22 protein-coding genes are annotated in these 20,841 nt (G+C 34.0%); 7 read left to right on the forward strand and 15 right to left on the reverse strand.

Annotated elements, in window-relative coordinates:
- Positions 1-31: 31 nt before the first annotated feature.
- The 8 genes from PMOB_RS01965 to PMOB_RS02000 form a co-directional block, all read right to left on the reverse strand.
- Complete coding sequence (locus PMOB_RS01965; protein ID WP_012208229.1) at positions 32-1,264, reverse strand: NAD(P)/FAD-dependent oxidoreductase; 1,233 nt, start codon at positions 1,262-1,264, stop codon at positions 32-34.
- Positions 1,261-3,075 (reverse strand): aldehyde ferredoxin oxidoreductase family protein, encoded by a 1,815-nt coding sequence (locus tag PMOB_RS01970; protein ID WP_012208230.1) that lies wholly within the window; start codon positions 3,073-3,075, stop codon positions 1,261-1,263. Before PMOB_RS01970 ends, PMOB_RS01965 begins: the two co-directional genes overlap by 4 nt.
- Position 3,076: 1 nt before the next feature.
- Positions 3,077-3,565, reverse strand: coding sequence for a 4Fe-4S dicluster domain-containing protein (locus PMOB_RS01975; protein WP_012208231.1), 489 nt, complete (start codon positions 3,563-3,565; stop codon positions 3,077-3,079).
- A gap of 274 nt (positions 3,566-3,839) precedes the next feature.
- Positions 3,840-4,511 carry a HesA/MoeB/ThiF family protein gene (locus PMOB_RS01980; protein WP_012208232.1) on the reverse strand — a complete coding sequence of 224 codons (672 nt, stop codon included), beginning with the start codon at positions 4,509-4,511 and terminating at the stop codon, positions 3,840-3,842.
- Position 4,512: 1 nt separating this feature from the next.
- A complete protein-coding gene (locus tag PMOB_RS01985; protein ID WP_012208233.1) occupies positions 4,513-4,788 on the reverse strand; it encodes a MoaD family protein in 276 nt (91 codons plus the stop codon).
- On the reverse strand, positions 4,785-5,378 hold the full coding sequence (locus PMOB_RS01990) for a molybdenum cofactor guanylyltransferase (RefSeq protein WP_012208234.1): 594 nt from the start codon (positions 5,376-5,378) through the stop codon (positions 4,785-4,787). Before PMOB_RS01990 ends, PMOB_RS01985 begins: the two co-directional genes overlap by 4 nt.
- Complete coding sequence (fdhF, locus tag PMOB_RS01995) at positions 5,344-8,097, reverse strand: formate dehydrogenase subunit alpha (protein WP_012208235.1); 2,754 nt, start codon at positions 8,095-8,097, stop codon at positions 5,344-5,346. The genes PMOB_RS01990 and fdhF overlap by 35 nt, the downstream gene beginning before the upstream one ends.
- A gap of 44 nt (positions 8,098-8,141) precedes the next feature.
- Positions 8,142-9,953, reverse strand: coding sequence for an LVIVD repeat-containing protein (locus tag PMOB_RS02000; RefSeq protein ID WP_012208236.1), 1,812 nt, complete (start codon positions 9,951-9,953; stop codon positions 8,142-8,144).
- Between the two features lie 181 nt (positions 9,954-10,134).
- Here PMOB_RS02000 and PMOB_RS02005 point away from each other — a divergent pair, with 181 nt between their 5' ends.
- Positions 10,135-10,599, forward strand: a complete 465-nt coding sequence (locus PMOB_RS02005) for a chemotaxis protein CheW (protein ID WP_012208237.1) — start codon at positions 10,135-10,137, stop codon at positions 10,597-10,599.
- A 62-nt stretch (positions 10,600-10,661) separates the two neighbouring features.
- On the opposite strand, the gene PMOB_RS02010 is transcribed toward PMOB_RS02005, so the two are convergent.
- Genes PMOB_RS02010 through PMOB_RS02040 form a run of 7 tightly spaced genes read right to left on the reverse strand, consistent with a single transcriptional unit; the run spans position 10,662 to position 15,984 of the window.
- Positions 10,662-11,030, reverse strand: coding sequence for a cupin domain-containing protein (locus tag PMOB_RS02010; RefSeq protein ID WP_012208238.1), 369 nt, complete (start codon positions 11,028-11,030; stop codon positions 10,662-10,664).
- Between the two features lie 24 nt (positions 11,031-11,054).
- Positions 11,055-11,321 (reverse strand): carbon storage regulator, encoded by a 267-nt coding sequence (locus PMOB_RS02015; RefSeq protein WP_012208239.1) that lies wholly within the window; start codon positions 11,319-11,321, stop codon positions 11,055-11,057.
- Positions 11,322-11,323: 2 nt separating this feature from the next.
- The gene (fliW, locus tag PMOB_RS02020) at positions 11,324-11,797 is read right to left on the reverse strand and encodes a flagellar assembly protein FliW (RefSeq protein ID WP_012208240.1); all 474 of its coding nucleotides are present in this window, start codon (positions 11,795-11,797) and stop codon (positions 11,324-11,326) included.
- A 17-nt stretch (positions 11,798-11,814) separates the two neighbouring features.
- Positions 11,815-12,711 carry a flagellar hook-associated protein FlgL gene (gene flgL / locus PMOB_RS02025; protein WP_012208241.1) on the reverse strand — a complete coding sequence of 299 codons (897 nt, stop codon included), beginning with the start codon at positions 12,709-12,711 and terminating at the stop codon, positions 11,815-11,817.
- 42 nt (positions 12,712-12,753) lie between these two features.
- Complete coding sequence (gene flgK, locus PMOB_RS02030; protein ID WP_041534220.1) at positions 12,754-15,201, reverse strand: flagellar hook-associated protein FlgK; 2,448 nt, start codon at positions 15,199-15,201, stop codon at positions 12,754-12,756.
- 10 nt (positions 15,202-15,211) lie between these two features.
- Positions 15,212-15,709 carry a flagellar export chaperone FlgN gene (gene flgN / locus PMOB_RS02035; protein ID WP_012208243.1) on the reverse strand — a complete coding sequence of 166 codons (498 nt, stop codon included), beginning with the start codon at positions 15,707-15,709 and terminating at the stop codon, positions 15,212-15,214.
- A 5-nt stretch (positions 15,710-15,714) separates the two neighbouring features.
- Positions 15,715-15,984 carry a flagellar biosynthesis anti-sigma factor FlgM gene (locus PMOB_RS02040; protein ID WP_012208244.1) on the reverse strand — a complete coding sequence of 90 codons (270 nt, stop codon included), beginning with the start codon at positions 15,982-15,984 and terminating at the stop codon, positions 15,715-15,717.
- A 260-nt stretch (positions 15,985-16,244) separates the two neighbouring features.
- Here PMOB_RS02040 and PMOB_RS02045 point away from each other — a divergent pair, with 260 nt between their 5' ends.
- The 6 genes from PMOB_RS02045 (at position 16,245) to PMOB_RS02070 (ending at position 20,835) form a co-directional block, all read left to right on the forward strand.
- Positions 16,245-16,895, forward strand: a complete 651-nt coding sequence (locus PMOB_RS02045; protein ID WP_012208245.1) for a peroxiredoxin — start codon at positions 16,245-16,247, stop codon at positions 16,893-16,895.
- A gap of 121 nt (positions 16,896-17,016) precedes the next feature.
- Positions 17,017-18,090, forward strand: coding sequence for a M24 family metallopeptidase (locus PMOB_RS02050; protein ID WP_012208246.1), 1,074 nt, complete (start codon positions 17,017-17,019; stop codon positions 18,088-18,090).
- Positions 18,091-18,275: 185 nt separating this feature from the next.
- Positions 18,276-18,857 (forward strand): cyclodeaminase/cyclohydrolase family protein, encoded by a 582-nt coding sequence (locus tag PMOB_RS02055; RefSeq protein ID WP_012208247.1) that lies wholly within the window; start codon positions 18,276-18,278, stop codon positions 18,855-18,857.
- Positions 18,857-19,984: a tRNA guanosine(34) transglycosylase Tgt gene (tgt, locus tag PMOB_RS02060; protein ID WP_012208248.1), complete on the forward strand. Its 1,128-nt coding sequence runs from the start codon at positions 18,857-18,859 to the stop codon at positions 19,982-19,984. The genes PMOB_RS02055 and tgt overlap by 1 nt, the downstream gene beginning before the upstream one ends.
- Before the next feature lie 24 nt (positions 19,985-20,008).
- Positions 20,009-20,365 (forward strand): hypothetical protein, encoded by a 357-nt coding sequence (locus tag PMOB_RS02065; protein WP_012208249.1) that lies wholly within the window; start codon positions 20,009-20,011, stop codon positions 20,363-20,365.
- An 86-nt stretch (positions 20,366-20,451) separates the two neighbouring features.
- Entirely contained in the window at positions 20,452-20,835 is a 384-nt protein-coding gene (locus PMOB_RS02070) for a VanZ family protein (protein ID WP_012208250.1), read from the forward strand.
- Positions 20,836-20,841 lie beyond the last annotated feature (6 nt).

A 20,841-nucleotide genomic window follows, 5' to 3' on the forward strand; every position in this document is an offset into this window, starting at 1 on the left:
AATTGTTTTCAAAAGAACTTAAATTTTAAAGTTATATATTCACAACTTCTCTCGTAGGAGCCTTAAACATCGAATAACTTAACGCACCTTTTATTGCTTCATTCAATAGATGGCTTATATCCCATTGATTTTTCATCGCTGCCAAATAAACTCCAGGATTTAGGACTCCTCCAACAAAGATAAAACCAACAAGTTTGCCATCTCTTACCAGAATTTTGTGGTAACTTCTACCTTCTTTTTCCTTATAAACATCGTAAGCATCTTCTTTACTAATACCCCCAGTGAAAACAACTTCTCCAAATAAATTTACTATGTTTCTAGATACTTCTTTGGGATATTTCCAAGAATACCCCGCCATATTGGTGGCAGCTATCCTTGCTTGTTCCATCGCAACAGGCCACAAGGCATGCATTTCATACTCATCTGAAATTAAGTCTATGGATTCCGTCACATCCCCTGCCGCATAAACATCCTTAACAGATGTTTCCATATATTCGTTTACCAAGATGCCAGTGTCACATTTGATAGGCGTTTTTTCGAGAAAATCTATACTCGGCTTAACTCCTTTTCCCACAACAACACAACTGCCTTGAATTACTTTGCCTGATGCAAGAAAGATGTTTGCGTGATCTCCTTCTTCTTGAACCTTCGTTATGCTTTCACCTGTGATTAACTCCATTCCATTTTCTATTGCCCTTTCAGCAATAATTTCTGAACCCTCTTCATCAACAATCTGAGATAACATTCTACGCGATCTTATAACAAAAGTAGCAGGTATATTAAGTTCTGCTAAGGCATCAGCGATCTCAGAATTAACTAATCCAGCACCAGAAAGTATAACTCTTTTAACGTCACTTTTGTTCAACTTATCTTTCAATTTATCCATATCTGAAAGATTTCTCACCGTTAACACTAGTGGAGATCCTTCTACTTCCATATCTGGAACATAAGGTTCCGCTCCAGTTGCTATCAACAATTTATCGAAGGAAAATGTTTTGTTTTGTATAGTTTCTATCTTTTTTCTTTCAACATCAATGTTGACAACCCTTTGCCCCAATAGAAGATTAGCTCTCGACGGAGAGGGTAGAAACATATAATCTCTCTTTTTCAATTTATTTGACAATAAGTAAGGTAGAGACATTTTACTGTAGGGGAATACTTCTTCGGCGGATAATATAGTTATTTCCCCTTGAGGATCCAGAGATTCTAATGTTCGAGCAGCATTTAAGCCAGCTGCACTAGCTCCAACAATAACGTATCTCATTTTGAAATCTGGACCTCCAATTCTTTAAGTTTTTCTTCTGTGGGAACACTGTCTTTATCCCATCCTCTTAACTGATAGTATTCATCCAGCATCTTTTCAAGATCTTCTACCTGTCCTTTCGAAGGACCCGTTTTGATTGGTTCATTTAATATTCTTGGAGGTAAGGTATCATCCTGTCTTGTAAAACCAGCTTTAAGATTGAAAAGCTTTTCAATATTCCAAATTCTTTCTCCAATTTTCATGAACTCTTGGGCATCTATTGAAAAACCTGTTGCAGTTGACACCATCTCGGCTAACTCATTAGCACTGAGACCAAAAGTCGTGAACAAACATATTCCAGAAGAATCAAGTGCACCGGTTAAATCTTGTAAGGTTTTAATTATAGCCGCTTTGCCTTCATAAGCGTACTGATCAGCATCTCCCAATACCTCTACGGCTGTTCCATATCCTCTGACGTGGCAAGCACCACGATTGCTAGTTGCATATTCTAAACCCATACCTTTGATAGCCCTTGGATCGTAAGCTGGGAACTCCTGTTTCTTTGCCGACATAGAAAGTTCCGGATGACCATAATGCTCTGCTAAGCGATAGGAACCTTGAGCTAATAATTTCCCAAAATTTCCTTCTTGCTTGCACGCCAATTCCACGGCTTTTAACATAGCTTCTGCTGAACCAAATCTAAGTTCAAAAGGGGCATCTTCCTTGGGCATATATCCTTTTTCGTACAATTCCATGGCACAGGCGACCGTTGAACCCATAGCGATAGTATCGATTCCATATTTATCACAAAGATGATTTGCACTTATCACTGCATCAAGGTCTGAAACACCACACATTGCACCAAACGACCAAACTGATTCGTATTCTGGACCTCCTCCAATAGTTCCTTTATACGGTCCACTTTTTACTACCGTTACCCTACCACAAGCTATTGGACACTCAGCACATCCTTCATTTCTAATTAAATTTTTCTCCCTTAGAGTTTCTCCACTAATTTTATTTGCCTCTGGGAAATAAGCATCTTGGGCATTACGAGTGGGGAACCCACCAACACCATTGATAACATTCACCAACATTGCGGTACCTAACATAGCAGCCCCTTGACCTGCAAAGGCATCTTTGCTTAAAATATCTCTAGCCTTATAAACTGCTTTCATAAAAGCTTCAGGATCAGCCACTGGAGTATCTTCATTCCCTCTAACGGCTATCCCTTTTAGGTTCTTGCTTCCAACTGCGGCGCCAACACCGGTTCTTCCAGAAGCCCTATGACCATTGAACATTACGCTAGAGATAGGAGATAATTTCTCGCCAGCCGGTCCAATCGTCATGGTTTCAGCCAAGGGATGTGTTTGCTCTCTTATCAATTCGTCACTTTCGTCAGCCAATTTCCCCCATATTTCCTTTGCGGATCTGAATTCTACTTTACCTTTGTTAATCCATATATATACGGGTTCGGCTGATTTTCCTTCAACAACGATCATATCGTATCCTGTGTGTTTCAAAGCGGGGCCAAAATGTCCACCTGCATTAGAGCACGCAATAGCTCCATTCAAAGGACCTTTTGTGATTACCATAGTTCTTCCAGAAGAAGGAGCTAATGTTCCATCTAAAGGACCAGTGGCAAAAATGACCTTGTTTTCTTCAGAGAGAGGATCTACTTTCGGATCGATTTCTTCCAACAACAAACGAGTCCCATACCCTCTGCCCCCTAAATATTTCTGAGCCCACTCTTCATTCAATGGTTCACTTTTTACTTCTTTGGTTGTTAAGTTAACTCTCAATAATTTACCTTTGAATCCACCTTTTATCATTTTAAGCTCCCCCCTTTACTAAATCTTTTGCGATTTCTTTAAGGCGGGTGGCAGTTTCCCTTACTTTCACATTTGTGATATCTTCTACTTCTTCGTAAGACAAAGCTCCTGGATAGCACACTTTAATACACGCTGGATCCCCACCACAGTTATCACATTTTATTACCTCTTTCCCTGTGTGATCCAATTTTATGGAACCCCACGGGCATGCTACGATGCACTGTTTACATCCGATACATTTTTCCTTGTTAAGTTCTACCACCCCTGTTTCAGGGTTCTTAGTCAGAGCGGAAGTAGGGCATACTTCTTCACAATATGCTCTCTCACACTGCAGACAAACACTTGGGACGAAGGTTAAATCTTCCCAAAACTCGTTCACTTTGATTCGAGAGTCAAGGGGATTAAACTTTCCCGTATGCTCAAAAGAACAAGCATACTCACATGCCCTACATCCCGTGCATTTTGCCTGATCCAACATCAATACTTTCATGCACACTCCTCCTTTCAATATTTTAAAATGTTAACTGAACTACAGTTAACTAAAAAAAAAGAAAACTTTGTTACATTCAAACTCCTATTTTTGAAAAATTTATATTGTTGTTATTTTAACTCTTATGTAAAAAAAAGTCAATTTGATTTATTGGCAATTAGAAGCGTTTAGGGACGATTATTTTCAATTAGAAGGCAAATTCTTGCAAATAAGCGCTTTTCTTAATCTTATCTTGAAAAACAAGGATTAATAGAGGAATGAAAGTTCTTATTTTTCATTGAAGGTTAATTATTTCAAGGGAATAATCTTTTAAATCTATGAGTAGTAACTTGTTGTCGAGGGTATCTTTTCTTCCAATTATTACTTTAATTGTTTCTATTACTTGAAGGGATGCCATAATCGATACTACAGGTGAGATAACAGAGACCTTTTCTTGTGTTGTATCAATTTCTCCGAATATATCTTTTAAAGACGAAGTTTTACCTGGGATTATGGTTGTCAATTGACCATACCATTGATTAACGCCTGCATGAATATAAGGTACGTTGGATTCCCAAGCAAGTTGTTCAAGAATATATCTCGTTTCGAAATTATCAAGAGCGTCTAATATGACGTTCACATCTTTGGGTATTTTACTCTCTTTTGAAATTTTTTCTACCTTTGTTTCTATTTTCGTAGGCAAGTTAAAAGATTCAAGAATTTTTTTAGCTTGATCAACTTTGTATTCACCAATGCTATCCACGCCATATAAAACTTGACGGTTTAGGTTAGAAGGTTCAACCTTATCATAATCCACCAAATATATTTTTTTTACACCAACCCTTTGTAACTCCAAAGCCTGATGAGTTCCAAGACCTCCAGCACCACCAATATAAACAACAGCTTGTTTTAACTTTAAAGACTCCTCTTTTGAGAACAACCCTTTTTGTCTTTCCAAGTAATCCATATCATCCTCCTCCAGAAGGGGGAAAAATTGTTATTTCATCTTTATTTTCTACCAACGTATCCAATCCTTGTAAATGGCGAATATTTCTTCCATTTAATAATACTATTGTACCGCTTTTAAGTTCCCCGTTTTCTAGTAGTTTTCTACTAAAGTAATTATCAAACTCTTGATCCAATAATTTTATTATTTCTTTAACAGATTTCGATCCTGATAATTGGTAATCGACTTCATCCTTTTTCAAGTCAAGCTTTATTAGGGAAAAGAATTTAATTTTCAAATCTTTTCACTCCTTTCCAGATTCATTTCCAATTTTTCAATATCTTCCTTATAATTTATATTGAAAAACAATTTTTCAGGCTCTCCAATTTCTCTTATAATGGTTTCTTTTATTATTCTAACCTTTACTTTGGGGAAAAAACTCTTCAACTTTAATTGATCATTTATTAGTGAAGCATTGATAAAAGGCAAACATTTTTTGCTATAAACAGCGGCAAGTGGCTCAAGGTAAGAGTTGTACTCGGGCACAAGAACGTCATAATCTTTCTTCTGTAAGTTTACAAATTCAAAAAATTCACTTGTCAAAAAAGGCATATCACAGGCTGTCAAAAAGTTGTATTCGCTATCAGAACAGGTTAAACCCGTAAGCAACCCGCCTAATGGGCCTTTATTTGGTATTATATCCTCACAAAAAAATACATCTTGCAAAAAAACATACTCTTTTACGTTGCCTATTATGTATACTTTTTCAAATGCATTTTTTAGACCTTTAACAATCTGTTCTATCAAAGGTCTTCCGTTGATTGTTTCCATTGCTTTATTAGTCCCAAATCTGCTACTCTTGCCTCCTGATAGAAGTAAAGCGTTCATCAATTAAAACCTCTCTTCTTGAAACTCTTTTTTCAACTTTTTCTAACTTAACTGGGGTTATTTTTAATTCGGGTATCTTTGCTTTTAAATCATAAACACGATTGGTAAGTTTATTGGCTGGACTTTCCGCATAGTGAAAAGGCATGAAAAGTTGGCCAGGTTGAACTCTTTGTCCAACCTTTGCATAGGTTTCAACCGTTCCTTGAGGCGAAGTTATCCTAACTCTATCTTTATCTTTGATCCCCAATTTTTTTGCATCTTCTATGTTTATTTCGACATAAGAGTCTGGTTCATGCTTGTCAATAGGATAGGATCGCCTGGTCATAGTACCTGTATGGAAATGGTATAACATCCTTCCTGTCATTAAGGTAAAATTGTACTTTTCATCGGCTTCTTTTTCTGGAGGAGCAAACTCAACTGGAAAAAACTTGCCTTTCCCACGAGAAAAACCATCCTTATGCAAATATTTTGTACCTGGATGATTAACATCAGGGCAAGGCCATTGCAAACCACCTTTTTCCAATCTTTCATAACTTATTCCGCCGTATAATTTTGATACTTGTGCGATCTCATCCATAATTTCAGAAGGAGAATTATATTTCATTTCATAACCCATTTTATTAGCCAATTTAGTTAATATCTCCCAATCTGCTTTAGCCCTTCCAGGAGAGTTGACCGCTTTTCTCACCCTTTGTATGCGTCGTTCGGTATTTGTAAACGTACCCTCTTTTTCAGCAAACGACGCCGCTGGCAAAACTACATCTGCAAATTGTGCACTTTCAGTCAAGAATATATCCTGCACTATTAAAAAATCCAAACTTTCTAGAGCTTTTTTAACATGGTCTTGATCTGGATCAGACAAAAAAGGATTCTCACCCATTATGTAGAGAGCTTTTATCTTTTTACCTGCTTCTTCAAACATTTCTGTTAATGTCAATCCTTCTCTATCAGTTAATTTTACACCCCAATAATTCTCAAACTTTTCTCTAATTTTGGGATCACTGACTTTTTGATAACCAGGATAAACATCAGATAAAGCCCCAACATCACAAGCACCTTGCACGTTGTTTTGTCCCCTTAATGGATTAACTCCTGTGCTTTCAAAACCAACGTTCCCAGTTAAGAGTGCAAGATTCGTAAGAGAAAGTACGTTGTTAGTTCCGTATTTATGTTGAGTTATTCCCATTGCAAAATATATTGCTGCTTTTTCGGCTAAACCAAACATTTTTGCAGCTTCGATTATCTTATCTGCTGGCACACCTGTAATCTGGGATACTTTAGATGGTGTATAACCTTCTATTACTTTTATATAACTTTCAAATCCTTCCGTTCTTTCTTCAATGAATTTTTTATCAAGTAACCCTTCGTTGACGATAACATTCATTATTCCATTTATTAAAGCCACATCTGTTCCAGGCTTGTGATGTAATGAAATGTCAGCAATTTCAGAAAGTTCTATCTTCCGAGGATCTGCTACTATTAAATGGGTCCCGTTTTTCTTCGCCTTTTTTATCTTGCTTCCAATTACCGGATGATTCTCCGTTGGATTTGAACCTATAACAAATATTACATCACTTCCCTCTATTTCTGATATAGAGTTGGTCATGGCTCCCGAACCAAATGCCATCCCTAATCCAACAACAGTGGAGGCATGACAAAGTCTGGCACAGTGATCTACAGAATTTGTACCAATTACTGCCCTCATAAATTTCTGCATAATATAGTTTTCTTCATTTGTACATTTTGCTGAGCTCAACCCACCTATTGAATCACTTCCATACTTTCCTCTTATATTCAATAGTTTTTCTGCAACATAATCTAATGCTTCTTCCCAACTAACTTTTTCAAAATGTCCATTTCTCTTTATCAAAGGGTCAGTCAATCTATCAGGGTGATTGACAAAATCATAACCAAAACGGCCTTTCACACAGCTTTCTCCATGGGGGTTTGGAGAGTTTTCGTTGTAAACCGAACCAACTTGAATTATTTTATTGTTTTTGGTTCTTAATTCCAATTGACAACCAACCCCACAGTAAGGACAGGTTGTTATAGTTTTTTTAAATTCGTAATAACGCCCTTTTCCTTTGGAAGGAATATAAGTAAGAGCCCCCGTTGGGCACATTTCAACGCATTGCCCACAAAAGACGCATGGAGAATCTTTCCCTCCCAGATCTTCATCAAATGGAGGGCTAACTTTAGTTTCAAAACCTCTATTGACAAAATCCAATGCGTTACACATTTGAATCTCTTTACATGTTCGTACACATTTGCCACAAAGTATGCATTTGTCTGGATCAAGCTGTATAAATTCATTCTGAGCTTTTATCTCAAAACGTGGGAGTTTCTTTGTTCCGAAGGTGGATTCTTTAATTCCATATTCGTAAGCTAAATCCTGAAGGACACAGTTTCCATTAGCTTCACATGTCATACAATCCATTGGATGATCAGAAACTAGTAAATCTACAACCGTCTTTCTAGCCTCGATAACCCGTTCACTATCCGTTAAAACCTTCATCCCATCAGTTACTGGTGTAACACAAGAGGCAACTAATTTACGATTATTTTCCAATTCTACCAAACACATTCTACAAGAACCTACATCGGATAAATGTGGACTATGACATATGGTAGGAATATAGATACCGTTTTGTTTTGCAACCTGGAGTATAGTTTGGCCTGGTTCAGCTTCGTAATCATTATGATTTATAGTAACTACCAAAACATAAGACCCCTTTCATTATTAAATTTACGAAAAATTCAATATCAAAAAATCATATTCTTAGCGGTGAAAATATTTACAACAACTTCTTCATCTACTAGTTGAAGTTTATCTGTAATATTATATCTCGTTATTCCTTTTGAAGAGTAAGAAATGTAAAGATATCCATTTTTACAATCCATACTTAAAATTGGAAGATCTAAATTTATTATTCGATTTAAATCAAAACTTGACAGATCAACGATCGTCAATTGAGAGCCTATAGAATAAAATATATATTTATCATTCAGAGCAATTATATCGGGCGAATAATCAAAGCTAAAATAATCGATAATGTTAAAATTTACGTCTGTCCTAAATACCCCTTTTTCTGTTAAAAGGATAAATCCATCAGAAATTGAATGAATTTGTTCAATATGATCTTTGGAATAAAATTTAAAACTACTCTTTCCCGTTAAAAAGTTAAACTCTGTTATCTTATCTTCCTCAGCTATATACGCAAAGTTATCAATAATTTCTATATCTTGAGCCATTCCTACAAACACCTTTGTTCCATAAAAGAAAGAATATATATTCTCTTGGGCAATAACGAATACATCTTCTTGGGTTTCTTTTATACCTACAATGTTTTCAGGAAAACTTTTGGTAATTGTATTCGTAGCATCATAGAAATTAACTACATTTTCATTGAGTTCGTAAAAGCCCTTCTCGCCTTTTATCAAATCCCCAATATATCTTTTCTCCCATAACTTTTCTTTTTGTTTATCTATATAAACTATCTTTCCACCCTCATCAATTAACACCCCTGATTCCAACGCAACGAAATCATCAATTGAGTCAACTGTATTAATATACTTAAGTAATTCTTTAGTATCTAATTCATAAATATACAGCCCATCTTCGTTATTCGTTAAGTATATATACCCGTCATTTATCAAAATATTTGGTCTAGAAAATTGTCCAGTAATAATTTCTTGAGTTTCTAATGATTCCAAACTTCTTTTATATACACCGTTATTCGTAGAAAAATAAAGCAAATCATCTGCTAAATGTATAGAAAAAGCATCTTCATCCCATATATACAATGGTTTCACATCATGTTTTTTTGTCGTGGTCAAATCTTTTGTTTCAAATATTTGTATACCCATTAAATCGTCGTTCACTACAAAAAAATCCTTACTCAAACTAATCATTCTAGGTGAAACCAACTGATCATAATGATTAATTTCTTCAACTGTTCGATCTTCTTTGACTTCATAAATCTTCATCCCTAAACCTGGACCAATCACAAATAAATACTTTTCAAACATTTCAACTTGGGTTACCATGCCCCGTAAACGAATATGTTCTTTCAATCTTATATACACCTTATCTTTCAAATCGAAGCTTATCAAGCCATTTTCACCATCCGCAACAAATAATAATTCTCCATTCGTTGCAACGGATAAAGAATCACCAAATGTGGAGTAAGAGTTTAATAAAGTTACTTTTTGGGGATCTGAAAAATCATAAATTTTCAATCCCTCTCTGTCAACAAGATAAAGATAATCTTCATAAATTTGAGCATCGTTAACATAACTACCGGTTGTTACTGAAGCAATTATTTCTTTCTTTTCAACATCGAAAACATAAAATCCTTCGTAACCTCCTATTATTACTCCGTATTTGGCATTTACTGTTGAGATAGGAATTTTTTCTTGAACAATCGGATTAGTAACCTCTTCTACTTGAGTACTACTCACCTGAACAGACCTTTCTTTTGCAATTTGGATGTAAAATATTACAACCGAAGTCATTATCAAAATTAAAACAATTAAAAAGCCTAAAATAGTATAATTCTTAATAATTTTGCGCACGGGTTACACCCCAATATGTTATAATTTTAATATAATTATAACATAATTTTTTTCGTATATTCTTTAGCCCAGAGACAACTTTTTTTCTAAATACTTTTATGATATAATTTTTTAGAAATTTATTGAATTATAATTAGCCATTTTAGAAACAAAATTTTGATTTTAAAAAGGGGGAGTAAAAATGCCATCCGAGTTGAAAATAGTCACATTCAACATTGGTAAAGAAAAGTTTGGCCTCGATATTATGAATGTGGATGCCGTAATTGAGTATGAAGAGACCACTAAATTACCAAATGCTTCTGACTATTTCGAAGGTGTAATAAATTATCGCAATGAAGAAGTTTTACCTATCATCAACCTGAGAAGAAAATTTAAAATGTCCGACTTTGAAGACAGATCTCACGCCAAAGTAATAGTTTTAAAAATCGATCAAAGACGTGTGGGAATAATGGTTGACGATGTAAAAAACGTAAGAAGTATCGACCCTAATTTAATAAACGAAAAACCTAATATAGGTGGAATGCGCGGAGCTGATTTTATAAGTGGCATAGCACGTTTAGAAGATGGTATGTTAGTAATATTAGATATAGATAAACTGCTAACCGAAGAAGAAAAGGTTGCAATAGACGAAGTTATTAATAATTAAACTGCTTTCAAAAAGCATAAAAAGTGGCGATATATTTATTACGCCACTTTTTTATGAAAAATTCATTCTTCATCTGCAGATGTTGGAATAACACAAATAAATTCTAAATCTTCATCTCCTGCGTTCTTCAATTGGTGCTCTATGCCTCCAGGGACGTAAACAAAACTTCCAGCTTCAACTGCATTGTATTTTTCTCCATCATAAACTTCTGCCTTACCTTTAACTATAAATATTTCATGTTCCCATCTATGAGAGTGTTTAGGAGAATATCCACCTGGTTTAACAGTGAATAACCTCATAACAAAATTAGGCGCTCCATAATTACTCTTCCCTATTAATATTCTTTTTTCAACATCTTTAGTCATTTCATTATTTATTATTAAAGGTTTAACTTCCTTTGCTTTACCTATTATTGCTTTTTCCTGCGACATATTCGATTTTTTCCTCCCTTGTATCTAAGTATTTTGTTTTTTATCTTTTTTTACTAGTTTTGGGATACTGGTCTTTATTTTTCCCAATCTGTTAACATCGCTCTCCAACGAGGCTTTATTTTGCTTTACGATTTCTTCATACACTTCTTCGCGATAAATTTTTATATCTTTAGGTGCCTCAAAACCGATTTTTATATTTCCATTATCTTGTTCAACCATAATGAGTTTTATTTTTCTATTTCCTACTTGTATTACGATGGATTCTCCTATTTTTCTAGATAATATCAACAAATCTATTCACCATCTTTTTGAACAGACAGTATAGCATTACTTCTTTCCAATTCTTCTTTCAAAAGATGTCTAATTTTGTATTCTTCATTTTCAATTAAATATTGTACACCTTTATGATTTTTTTGGGAAATAATAATTGGAGCAGCTAAATTTATAGTTATTTCATCTTCTTTTTCTGGTATAGTCAATATACTTAATATTATAGCATCTTCTGGTTTCTCTAATTCCAAGTATTCTGTTAAATCTTGAGGAAGAGCAAACTGATAATCGTTTCTTATAAGTTGAGGAAAAGTAACAGGGAAAGCTACTTTCTTATCTTCTAACGAAGCTAACCACATGATAGGATATGTATCTTCAGGTTCCAGCAAAACAAATTGTTTAAGATCTTCGAAACCAGGAATACCATACTCAAAAATTATGGTTTTTTCAGTTTCTATCTTCACACTTCCCAACTTCGTTTCATATTCTTTTATCATAATTTTGGAAAACCTCCTTATAGAAAATCTGCCAAGGTTGGGGGAATAATATTACCAGCTGCCTTTAAAGCAGCTTGTAAGACATTTTGCTGAGTTGCCAATTCCATTACTACTTGAGCCATATCCGCATCAGCTTCATTGGATAAAAATTCTGTTGAAAAACTCTTAAATTCTTCCATTCTGTTTGAAGTCATTTCTAAAACTCGTTGAGTAGCTCCAACTTCCGTAAGATTCTTTAATACATTGTTTTGTATTTCTTCAACATTTTCCATCTCACTTTGAAGTGATGTGTAATCTCCTGCTTCTATAGCATTGGACAATCTTTTTACTATGGCAAAAATTGAGGCACCATAATCAGTTACAAAAGCATCATAAACTGTTTTACCGTATTCTATATCTTGCCCACCAACGGAAATCTTCTGCCTAATATTTGCTTCTGGGGGCATTATTATTTTAAAATTACCTTCGCTATCTATTTCCACGACTTTTTGATTGTTTTTAGCTCCCCCAAACACATAGTTTCCTGAAATTTCCGTATTTGCAATAGAAACTAGTTGCGTATTTATCTTGTTAAGTTCTTCTGATATAGCTACCTTATCCTCTTTAGTTAATGTATCATTTGCTCCTCTAACTGCAAGCTCTTTAACTCTAAGATATATCGAGCTCACTTCCTGTAATGCTGTATCATACATATTCACATAATTTTGGGCTGTTTCCACATTAGTTTTATAACGTTCAATTTCCCTCAAACGACTGTCTAAATTAGAAATCCTTGTTGCAACAGCTGCATTATCTGATGGGTAACGAACTTTCTTTCCTGAAGTTAATTGAGAATTTAAATCACTATATTTCCTTAAAACATCTTGAATATCGTTAAGTGTTCTACTACTTAAAAGATTTTCAGTGATTCTCATGTTTTTACCTCCTCACCAACCAAACAAGTACTGTTCACTCTATTATACAACACCCAAGTTGTTAATAACCGTCTCCATCATTTGATTCACTGCTGTGATAACCCTGGCAGAAGCATTAAAAGCCTGCTGATATTTGACAAGGTTAGTCATCTCCTCGTCTATAGAAACACCCATCACTCTTTCTTTTTCAAGACTTATCTCACTATTCAACATTTCACTGTTTAGCCTCATTTTATCTGCTGTTTCTCCCTTAACTCCTATATCTGTAACAATATTTCCTAAAAAGTTCGAAAAACCAACCCTCCCATTATCTAATACGGAATTATCATACATCTTGGATATTTCATCCCATACACTAACGTTTCCTGCACCAGTGGGAGAATAATTAATATCATAATAACCCAAGTCGGTTGCAAGTAAAGATGGATTCTCTTTTAAGTTAGACGATACAGAAATTTGATTGACTATTCCTAACTCGTTATCTATTTTCAAAAGATCAGCTTCAGAAAACTTTTCATCTATTTGTTCAGGGCTTATATCTGGAGAAATCAGTGTAACGATATTGTTAGAATCATCTTCGATAAATCCTAAAGCATTGAATAATTTTTCAGGACCCTTTATAGTAACGTTCTTTAAGTCAAAATCTATTAGATTTCCAGCTCTCAACACAAATGAGCCATGTGGAGTTACAGAAGCGGTAACCCCTGTGTTTGTGGCATTGATTTTATCAACCAAGTCATAAGCAGTGTCTTTAAGAGGGTTGATCTCGATTCTTATTCCATTTATACTCATTTCTATTTTTTCATTTGAACCTAATAAATTATTCAAAGTAGGTTTTGAGGTATCTAAGGCGTCTAATGTTATTCTTTGTGCGTCATTTTCTGAAAGAGAACCATCTATGTCGTTCAATACGATGGTATCCAAATCAGCATTTGGAACTTTCTTCGTGGGAAGTATGTATATAAACTTCTTTATAAGATCACCCTGATCATTCCTTATTTCTCTTTCTAGAGCTTTCAAATAACCTCCAGAATCGCTATTTATTTTTGATACTAAATCCGTAGCATTTGAAAAATATATAGGATCAGTCTCATTCGGCACTTCAAGCTTAATTTCGCCAGGGATGATAAGCTTTGGAGGAACTATTGAATAATCCTCTTCTATTTTGTATGCCTCAATTTCTTTAGTAGGGAAACCGTATTCCCTGAGAAAATCTCCTTCTATATCAACTAGTAGTTTGTCTTGAAAACCAGAAGTATCATCAAAATAAATAGCATTATTTGTTGAATCATATTTTATTGAATTGCTATCGTCATATGGGGAAGGAGAAGTTGCAGAATAATCTACTGAGTAAAGATCGAAATTATTTAAATCAATTGAAGGATCACTATAAAAACTGCTTAAACTCGTGACGTGCTTAATTGTGTCTGGATGGAATACGTCCGAATTTCCTGCTATCCTGAAAAATCTTGAATCTTCAAAACCTCTTTTGGTACTTATATCAGCAAAAAAGTTGGCACCTGTTATAGTTCCTGTTGAATCCCACCCTTCTTTATAAATAAGATTAGTTGTATCGACTAAATACAAACCAAACTCATCGAGTTGTTGTTGATAAGAAGGGATGATTTCATCTCTCAATTCAAAAAGTGCAGACATTTTTCCATCGTTAAAAGTCAACAAATTGCTACCTACATAGGCGTAATATGCATCATTTGTTTCTGCAATGGTTAAGGATCTTATCTCTTGATAACTACTTCCATTTAAAACTACTTTATCCCCCATACTCAAAGAAATTTGACCATTTGAATGACTTGTTATTCTTATATTGGAAAGTTCTGAAAGTTTATCCAACAATCTATCCCTCTCATCAAGCAAATCATTAGGGGAACCACTCATTGAACTTGATGTGAGTATCTTTTGATTTAAATCGGCAATCCTTTTCAAATAACCGTTTATTTCGTCTATTCTGAGCTTTATTTCACTGTTTATATCATTTTTTAATTCTTCTAACCTATAGTTAAGATCTTTCATGGTGTTAACTAATTCTTCCGCTCGAGATACAACCTGAGTTTTAGCGGCTTCATTTGATGGATCAGTTTTCAACTCCTCGATTGATGCCCAGTAAGAATCATACATATTTCTCAAACCCGTTTCTCCAGGTTCACCAAACAATTGTTCAATATAATGCACATTAGAATATATATTTTCCCAATAATTCAAACGAGAAGAAGTTTCTCGAAATTGCAAATCTAAAAATTCGTCTCTCACTCGTTGAATATCGCTTACCGTAGAACCAGTTCCAAAAGATAAAGCTGCTCCCCCACTCCCTATCGTTGTTAAATTAATAGGGTTGGTAGTCACAATAACAGGACTCTGCCTAGAAAAACCCTGGGTATTAGAATTAGAAATATTATGGGCGACAACGCTCATAGCGATTTTATTGGTATAAACTCCTAGTAAACCCGTGTTCAATAGGCCGTTCAAAGTCATTGCACACACGCTAACCCCTCCAACTTCTTGAAGTTAAATCTTTGTTCAATCTACTACCCTTTTGAGAGTAAGTTTTGCTGTTCGTAATCGATTCAGGATTCAAAATTTGATATATAAAATTGTTCAAGTTAGATTGAAATGAAATGATGTTACTTAAAAGATCGATTTCACTCACTAACTCCTTTAAATTTTTAACTAGTTCTGAAAAGAGAAGTGCAATTTCATAATCATTCTTTGAAAAATAATCAATAATCGATTCTAATTTGTTCTGTATTCTTTCTTCCAAACATATTTTCGATATTAACTGTGCTCTTAAACCTTCTATTTTTTTAAAGTTACTTGCTAATTTTTCAATCTTCAAAAGGGTTGAATTAATCTCTTCGATAGATGCTTTTTTTACTAAGCTTTCCCTAAGGTTATAAAAAGATTTTTTTAACTCTATTAAACTAACGTTCTCTTCCTTTAATACTTTTTTTATCGCTTCTAAATCATTACTAATGTTGGTCACCTACTTCACTCAAACATTTTGTTTACAATTTGGTCTACATTGATATTATACGAGCCATTTTCAATAGATTCCTTCAATTTCGATACCAGTTCTTGTCGAATTTCTGGTATCTTACTTGATAGTTCTATATACTTCTTTGATTCTCCTGTAATCCTATTTGCACTTTCTAGGTTTTCAGATTTTACCTGCCTCTTAATAAAATCCTTATCAAGCCTTTTTCGATTTATTTTATCTAAATTATTACCATCAGCAGGATTGATATTGTTGATATCCATAATTTAGTCCCTCCTTTCAACAATTTGAATTTCATATGTATTATCGTCCACAATTATTATAACATTAGAAGTTTGTAGCAAAATTATTTTTTTCCAAAGACTTTTATACCTTTGTAGCAATAATAAAGAAATATAAATTTAAAAATTTTATTTATTTTTTTACTTGACTTTTCTATTTTTTAGGTATATAATTTTTTTAGACAAACCTAAAAAATAGATATTTCATAAATAAAAAATCATCAAATAGGAGGTAGGTAAATATGGAAGGAAGGATTCCTTTAATTGGAGAAAAGTTTCCTGAAATGAAAGTATTAACAACGGACGGTGCAAAAGAACTACCAAAAGACTACAAAGGAAAATGGTTGGTGCTCTTCAGCCATCCAGGAGATTTTACACCTGTTTGTACAACAGAATTTGTTGAATTTGCAAAAAAGCATGAAGATTTCAAAAAGATCAACACGGAACTTTTAGGACTTTCTGTTGATGCCGTTCATTCACATATCAAATGGATGGAATGGATCAAAGATAACCTTGGAGTAGAAATTACTTTCCCTATAATAGCTGATACAATGGGAAGAGTAGCCTCAAGATTGGGAATGGTAGACCCCGAAAAAGGTTCCGCAACTGTTAGAGCAGTTTTCATCTTAGATCCTGAAGGAACCATTAGATTGATCATGTACTATCCTTCTGAGGTTGGAAGATACATCGAGGAAATATACCGAGCTGTAAGAGCTTTACAATTGGCAGACAAAAACAAGGTAGTAACCCCAGCCAATTGGCCCGAAAACTCGATATTTGGAAGTAAAGTAATAATTCCACCAGCATCAACTTATGCTGAAGCAATGAAGAGAAAAACGTCAGCCGAAGAAGGATACGATTGGTGGCTAAAGGTTAAAGAAGTTAAAGAATAATACTAAACCCCAGCTAGTAGGAAGTAGATAAGATATTATCTACTTCCTACTTTTTTATGATACAATTATGAATATAAAATCGAATGAAATTAGACACTATTCATGGGAGGCGCTTTGAAGGTTGCGTAAAGATAGAATAGAAAAACTTCTCAATAAGATGGCAAAAAATAATATTTATCAGGCAATAATATCCTCACCACCTTCTCTTTACTATTTTCTGAATGAGTGGTTTGAACCCGGTGAAAGATTGTTGGTATTATTCGTAAATACTTCTGGCGAAGTTAAATTGCTAGTCAACGAATTGTTCCCGGTAAATACTGTTGAAGAAGAAAATTTAATCAAATATTCTGATTCAGAAGATCCCCTTAAAATTTTATCTTCTCTTATTGAAAAAGATAAACCTATAGGCATAGATGGAAGTTGGGAAACCCGTTTTCTTTTAGGTTTAATGGATATTATTAAAGATTTATCTTTAAAACAGCTTTCTCCAATAATTAGTGAATTAAGGATGGTAAAAGATGTTGATGAAATAGCGTTAATGAGGTCTTCTTCTTTATTAAATGACTCAGCTATGGAAAAGGTTATAGACCTAGTATCAGAGATGCTTCCAGAAAAATACTTAGCCAAAGCCATCAAAAATATTTTCGAAAGAGAAGGAGCCGATGGAGTTTCTTTTGAACCTATAGTAGGATACGGTCAGAATACTGCTAATCCTCATCATATGCCTACTAATGCAAAGTTAAAAGATGGAGATGTCGTATTACTAGACATGGGTTGCATAAAAAATTATTATTGTTCAGATATGACAAGAACAGTCTTTTTTGGCAAACCTATTGAAACCTTGAAAAATATTTATCATATAGTTTTAGAAGCCAATTTAAAAGCTATTGAAAAAATAAAACCTGGCCTTAAGGCGTCTGAAATTGATGCTACCTCGCGTAATTATATAGAAAGCAAAGGATATGGAAAGTACTTTACTCATCGAACAGGGCATGGTGTAGGGATAGAGATTCATGAAAAACCTTACATATCTTCAAATAGCGAAGAAATTCTAACACCTGGCATGATCTTTTCAATAGAACCGGGAATCTATTTACCTGGTGTCGGCGGAGTAAGAATAGAAGATCTGGTTTTGGTGACTGATAATGGTTGTGAAGTATTAAATAGGTATCCAAAAGATTTCTTGGTAATTTAATCACTTCTTATGCTTTCGATCAATTCTTTGCTACTAATTGAAACTAGAGTCTTTTTTCACTAATTTAGTTAGTACCCTCCGCTTCGCTGAACTCATTTTGATTTTCTTTCACACTTAACAATCCTAAAAGTATGGTATAATAAAAGTACAGATACTTCAATTTTTTTGAGATAGGAGGTGGATGAATGTATAAAAATATGACTTTTGAGGAAATTTTAAATAAAATTTCATCCACAGATCCAGCTTCGGCTGGAGAAACTGTCACAGCTTTAGTAGGGGCTTTAGCGTCTGCACTGGGTTACATGGTTGCAAATTACACTATCTCCAATGAAAATGACAAGGATTATGAAAATACGCTAGAAGTAGCTTTAGAAAATCTTATAGACATCAAAGAAAAACTTATGGAATACGCTGAAGAGTCTTCTAAATATTCAGAAAGGATCCAGAATGTCATGGAAGGAAAAGATAAGGACAAATCTTTAACAGGTGCCGCCATATTTTCTTTCAACATGGCAAAATCATCTTATAACATTCTAAAAAATTGCTTTACCTTGTACAAATATGGCAACCCCGTACTAAAACCAGAAGCAAAAATCACTTGTTATTTAGCATGGGCAACGTTGAATTCCGCCATTATTTCTGTTGAAGCAAATTTAGAAAAAATAAAAGAGGAAAAAGTAAGACAAAACCTTTTAAATGATACAATAGAGTTCAAGAATGAAGCGGATTCCTTGTTAAAGGATTTGAAGGAGGAAATAAAAAATTAATGGATGATTCACCTATAAAATTTGAATTAATTCATATTGATAGATACACTGGGGCTAGGCGTGGGCGAATCGTCACAAAACATGGCACTATTGAAACACCAGTTTTTATGCCTGTAGGTACGAATGCAACCGTAAAAACTTTAACTAACTCGTTATTAAACGATATCAATACTGAGATAATATTAGCTAATGCTTTTCATCTTTACTTAAGACCAGGCTTAGAGGTTCTTGAGCATTTTCAAGGTCTTCATAACTTCATGAACTGGGAGAAGCCGATTTTGACAGATAGCGGAGGGTTTCAGGTATTTTCCTTACCAAACACTAGATTAACTGATGAAAAAGTAATTTTCAAATCTCCACTGGATGGTTCTCAAATAGAGTTAACTCCCGAGAAATCTTTGGATATACAAAAAGTAATTGGATCAGATATTGCAATGGTTTTAGATGTATGTATAAACTCCTTGTCTGGGTACGATGCTGTAAAAGATAGTGTGCAAAAAACTTTTAATTGGGCTTTAAGATCCAAACGATATCATAATAGCAACGGACAGGCATTATTCGGTATAGTTCAAGGAGGCCTCTTTGAAGATTTAAGAAATCTCAGTTTGTCTCAGATAACCTCTTTAGATTTCGATGGTTATGCCTTAGGAGGATTAGCCGTAGGAGAAAAATACCAAGATTCTGAAAAGATTTTAAAAGCTTTTGGAAATAAATTACCTGAAAACAAACCAAGATACATAATGGGGATAGGTTCTCCCACCATGATGTTTTTATCTGTAGAAAACGGTTTGGATATGTTCGATTGCGTCTTACCAACAAGAATGGGAAGACACGGAACAGCATTAACCTGGAAAGGAAAACTAAACTTAAAATCCTCAGAGGTTAAATTTGATCAAAAACCTATTGATGAAAAATGTGATTGTTATACATGTAAAAATCATTCACGTGGTTACATACACCATCTTTTTAAAAAAGATGAGGTACTCGGGAAAATCCTTTTAAGCATTCACAATCTGCGATTCAACATTTCTCTGGTAGAGAAAATGAGAGAAGCTATAGAAAATGACGAATTTAAATTTTTTAAAGATGAATTTTTTAGCAGTTCAACATATTCTTTAACTAATTAAAGCACTAGAAAGGAGGGATCCCCAGTGAAATCGTTTATAAAGTACTACAATGAAATAAAACCTTTATATCAAAACAAATTAGACCTTACCAAAAAATTCCAAGAGATCCCCAGTCTTTTTTCAGAAAGTGTAAGCAAGTTACTAGAAAACATTTATGGAGAAGATAACTTAGATAGAAAACTTATAGAAAGTTATATAGAATTCGATCCAGATAAAGAGCCTTATTTTAAATTAAAAAAAGAACTGATGAATTTTTTAGTTGAAGATTGGACTGATAGTGATCTTCCAAGCATTTTAGAAAAAATGGCTAAAGCTGCCTACGCTAGATATAAACATATAATTGAAGATCATGATAGAACCGAAACATTTAGAATGGAATGAAAAATAGAGTTAAAAAAAATTTGTCAAACCTGGGGCAGCATCCCCAGGTTTATAAGTTATAAATAAAATTAGAGAAAGGTAATCAAATGGATGATAAAAATAAAGATATAACTAAAATAAAAGATATGTTTTGGAAAGCTTTATTCCTTTTATACATAGTTTTTATTATATATCTATCGGTTTCCAAACCCATAATTAATTATAGTAGTTTCAAAGGAGAAGACAAAATAGTTCATTTTGTTTCGTATTTTTTGGGTGCCGATTTTTTCTTTATGGCTTTTTTCAAAAAAAGTAAAAGATCTTATTTTATACTTTTTTTGATTTTTTTTCTTTTAGTTCCCTTACTAACAGAATATTTTCAAAAATTCAGTATTTATCATACATATAGCCATTTAGACATGGTTGCAAGTTATTTAGGTGCCGTTTGTGGTTCTCTTTTTTTTGCCTTCAAATATAAGGCTTTCAATTAGTTTAAA

The organism is Petrotoga mobilis SJ95, from assembly GCF_000018605.1.
GTDB lineage: Bacteria > Thermotogota > Thermotogae > Petrotogales > Petrotogaceae > Petrotoga > Petrotoga mobilis.

Coding starts and splice junctions, on each gene's coding strand:
- PMOB_RS01965 (WP_012208229.1), bottom strand. CDS start 1,264: ATGAGATACGTTATTGTTGGAGCTAGTGCAGCTGGCTTAAATGCTGCT.
- PMOB_RS01970 (WP_012208230.1), bottom strand. CDS start 3,075: ATGATAAAAGGTGGATTCAAAGGTAAATTATTGAGAGTTAACTTAACA.
- PMOB_RS01975 (WP_012208231.1), bottom strand. CDS start 3,565: ATGAAAGTATTGATGTTGGATCAGGCAAAATGCACGGGATGTAGGGCA.
- PMOB_RS01980 (WP_012208232.1), bottom strand. CDS start 4,511: ATGGATTACTTGGAAAGACAAAAAGGGTTGTTCTCAAAAGAGGAGTCT.
- PMOB_RS01990 (WP_012208234.1), bottom strand. CDS start 5,378: ATGAACGCTTTACTTCTATCAGGAGGCAAGAGTAGCAGATTTGGGACT.
- PMOB_RS02005 (WP_012208237.1), top strand. CDS start 10,135: ATGCCATCCGAGTTGAAAATAGTCACATTCAACATTGGTAAAGAAAAG.
- PMOB_RS02010 (WP_012208238.1), bottom strand. CDS start 11,030: ATGTCGCAGGAAAAAGCAATAATAGGTAAAGCAAAGGAAGTTAAACCT.
- fliW (WP_012208240.1), bottom strand. CDS start 11,797: ATGATAAAAGAATATGAAACGAAGTTGGGAAGTGTGAAGATAGAAACT.
- flgL (WP_012208241.1), bottom strand. CDS start 12,711: ATGAGAATCACTGAAAATCTTTTAAGTAGTAGAACACTTAACGATATT.
- flgK (WP_041534220.1), bottom strand. CDS start 15,201: ATGACTTTGAACGGCCTATTGAACACGGGTTTACTAGGAGTTTATACC.
- PMOB_RS02040 (WP_012208244.1), bottom strand. CDS start 15,984: ATGGATATCAACAATATCAATCCTGCTGATGGTAATAATTTAGATAAA.
- PMOB_RS02045 (WP_012208245.1), top strand. CDS start 16,245: ATGGAAGGAAGGATTCCTTTAATTGGAGAAAAGTTTCCTGAAATGAAA.
- PMOB_RS02055 (WP_012208247.1), top strand. CDS start 18,276: ATGTATAAAAATATGACTTTTGAGGAAATTTTAAATAAAATTTCATCC.
- tgt (WP_012208248.1), top strand. CDS start 18,857: ATGGATGATTCACCTATAAAATTTGAATTAATTCATATTGATAGATAC.
- PMOB_RS02070 (WP_012208250.1), top strand. CDS start 20,452: ATGGATGATAAAAATAAAGATATAACTAAAATAAAAGATATGTTTTGG.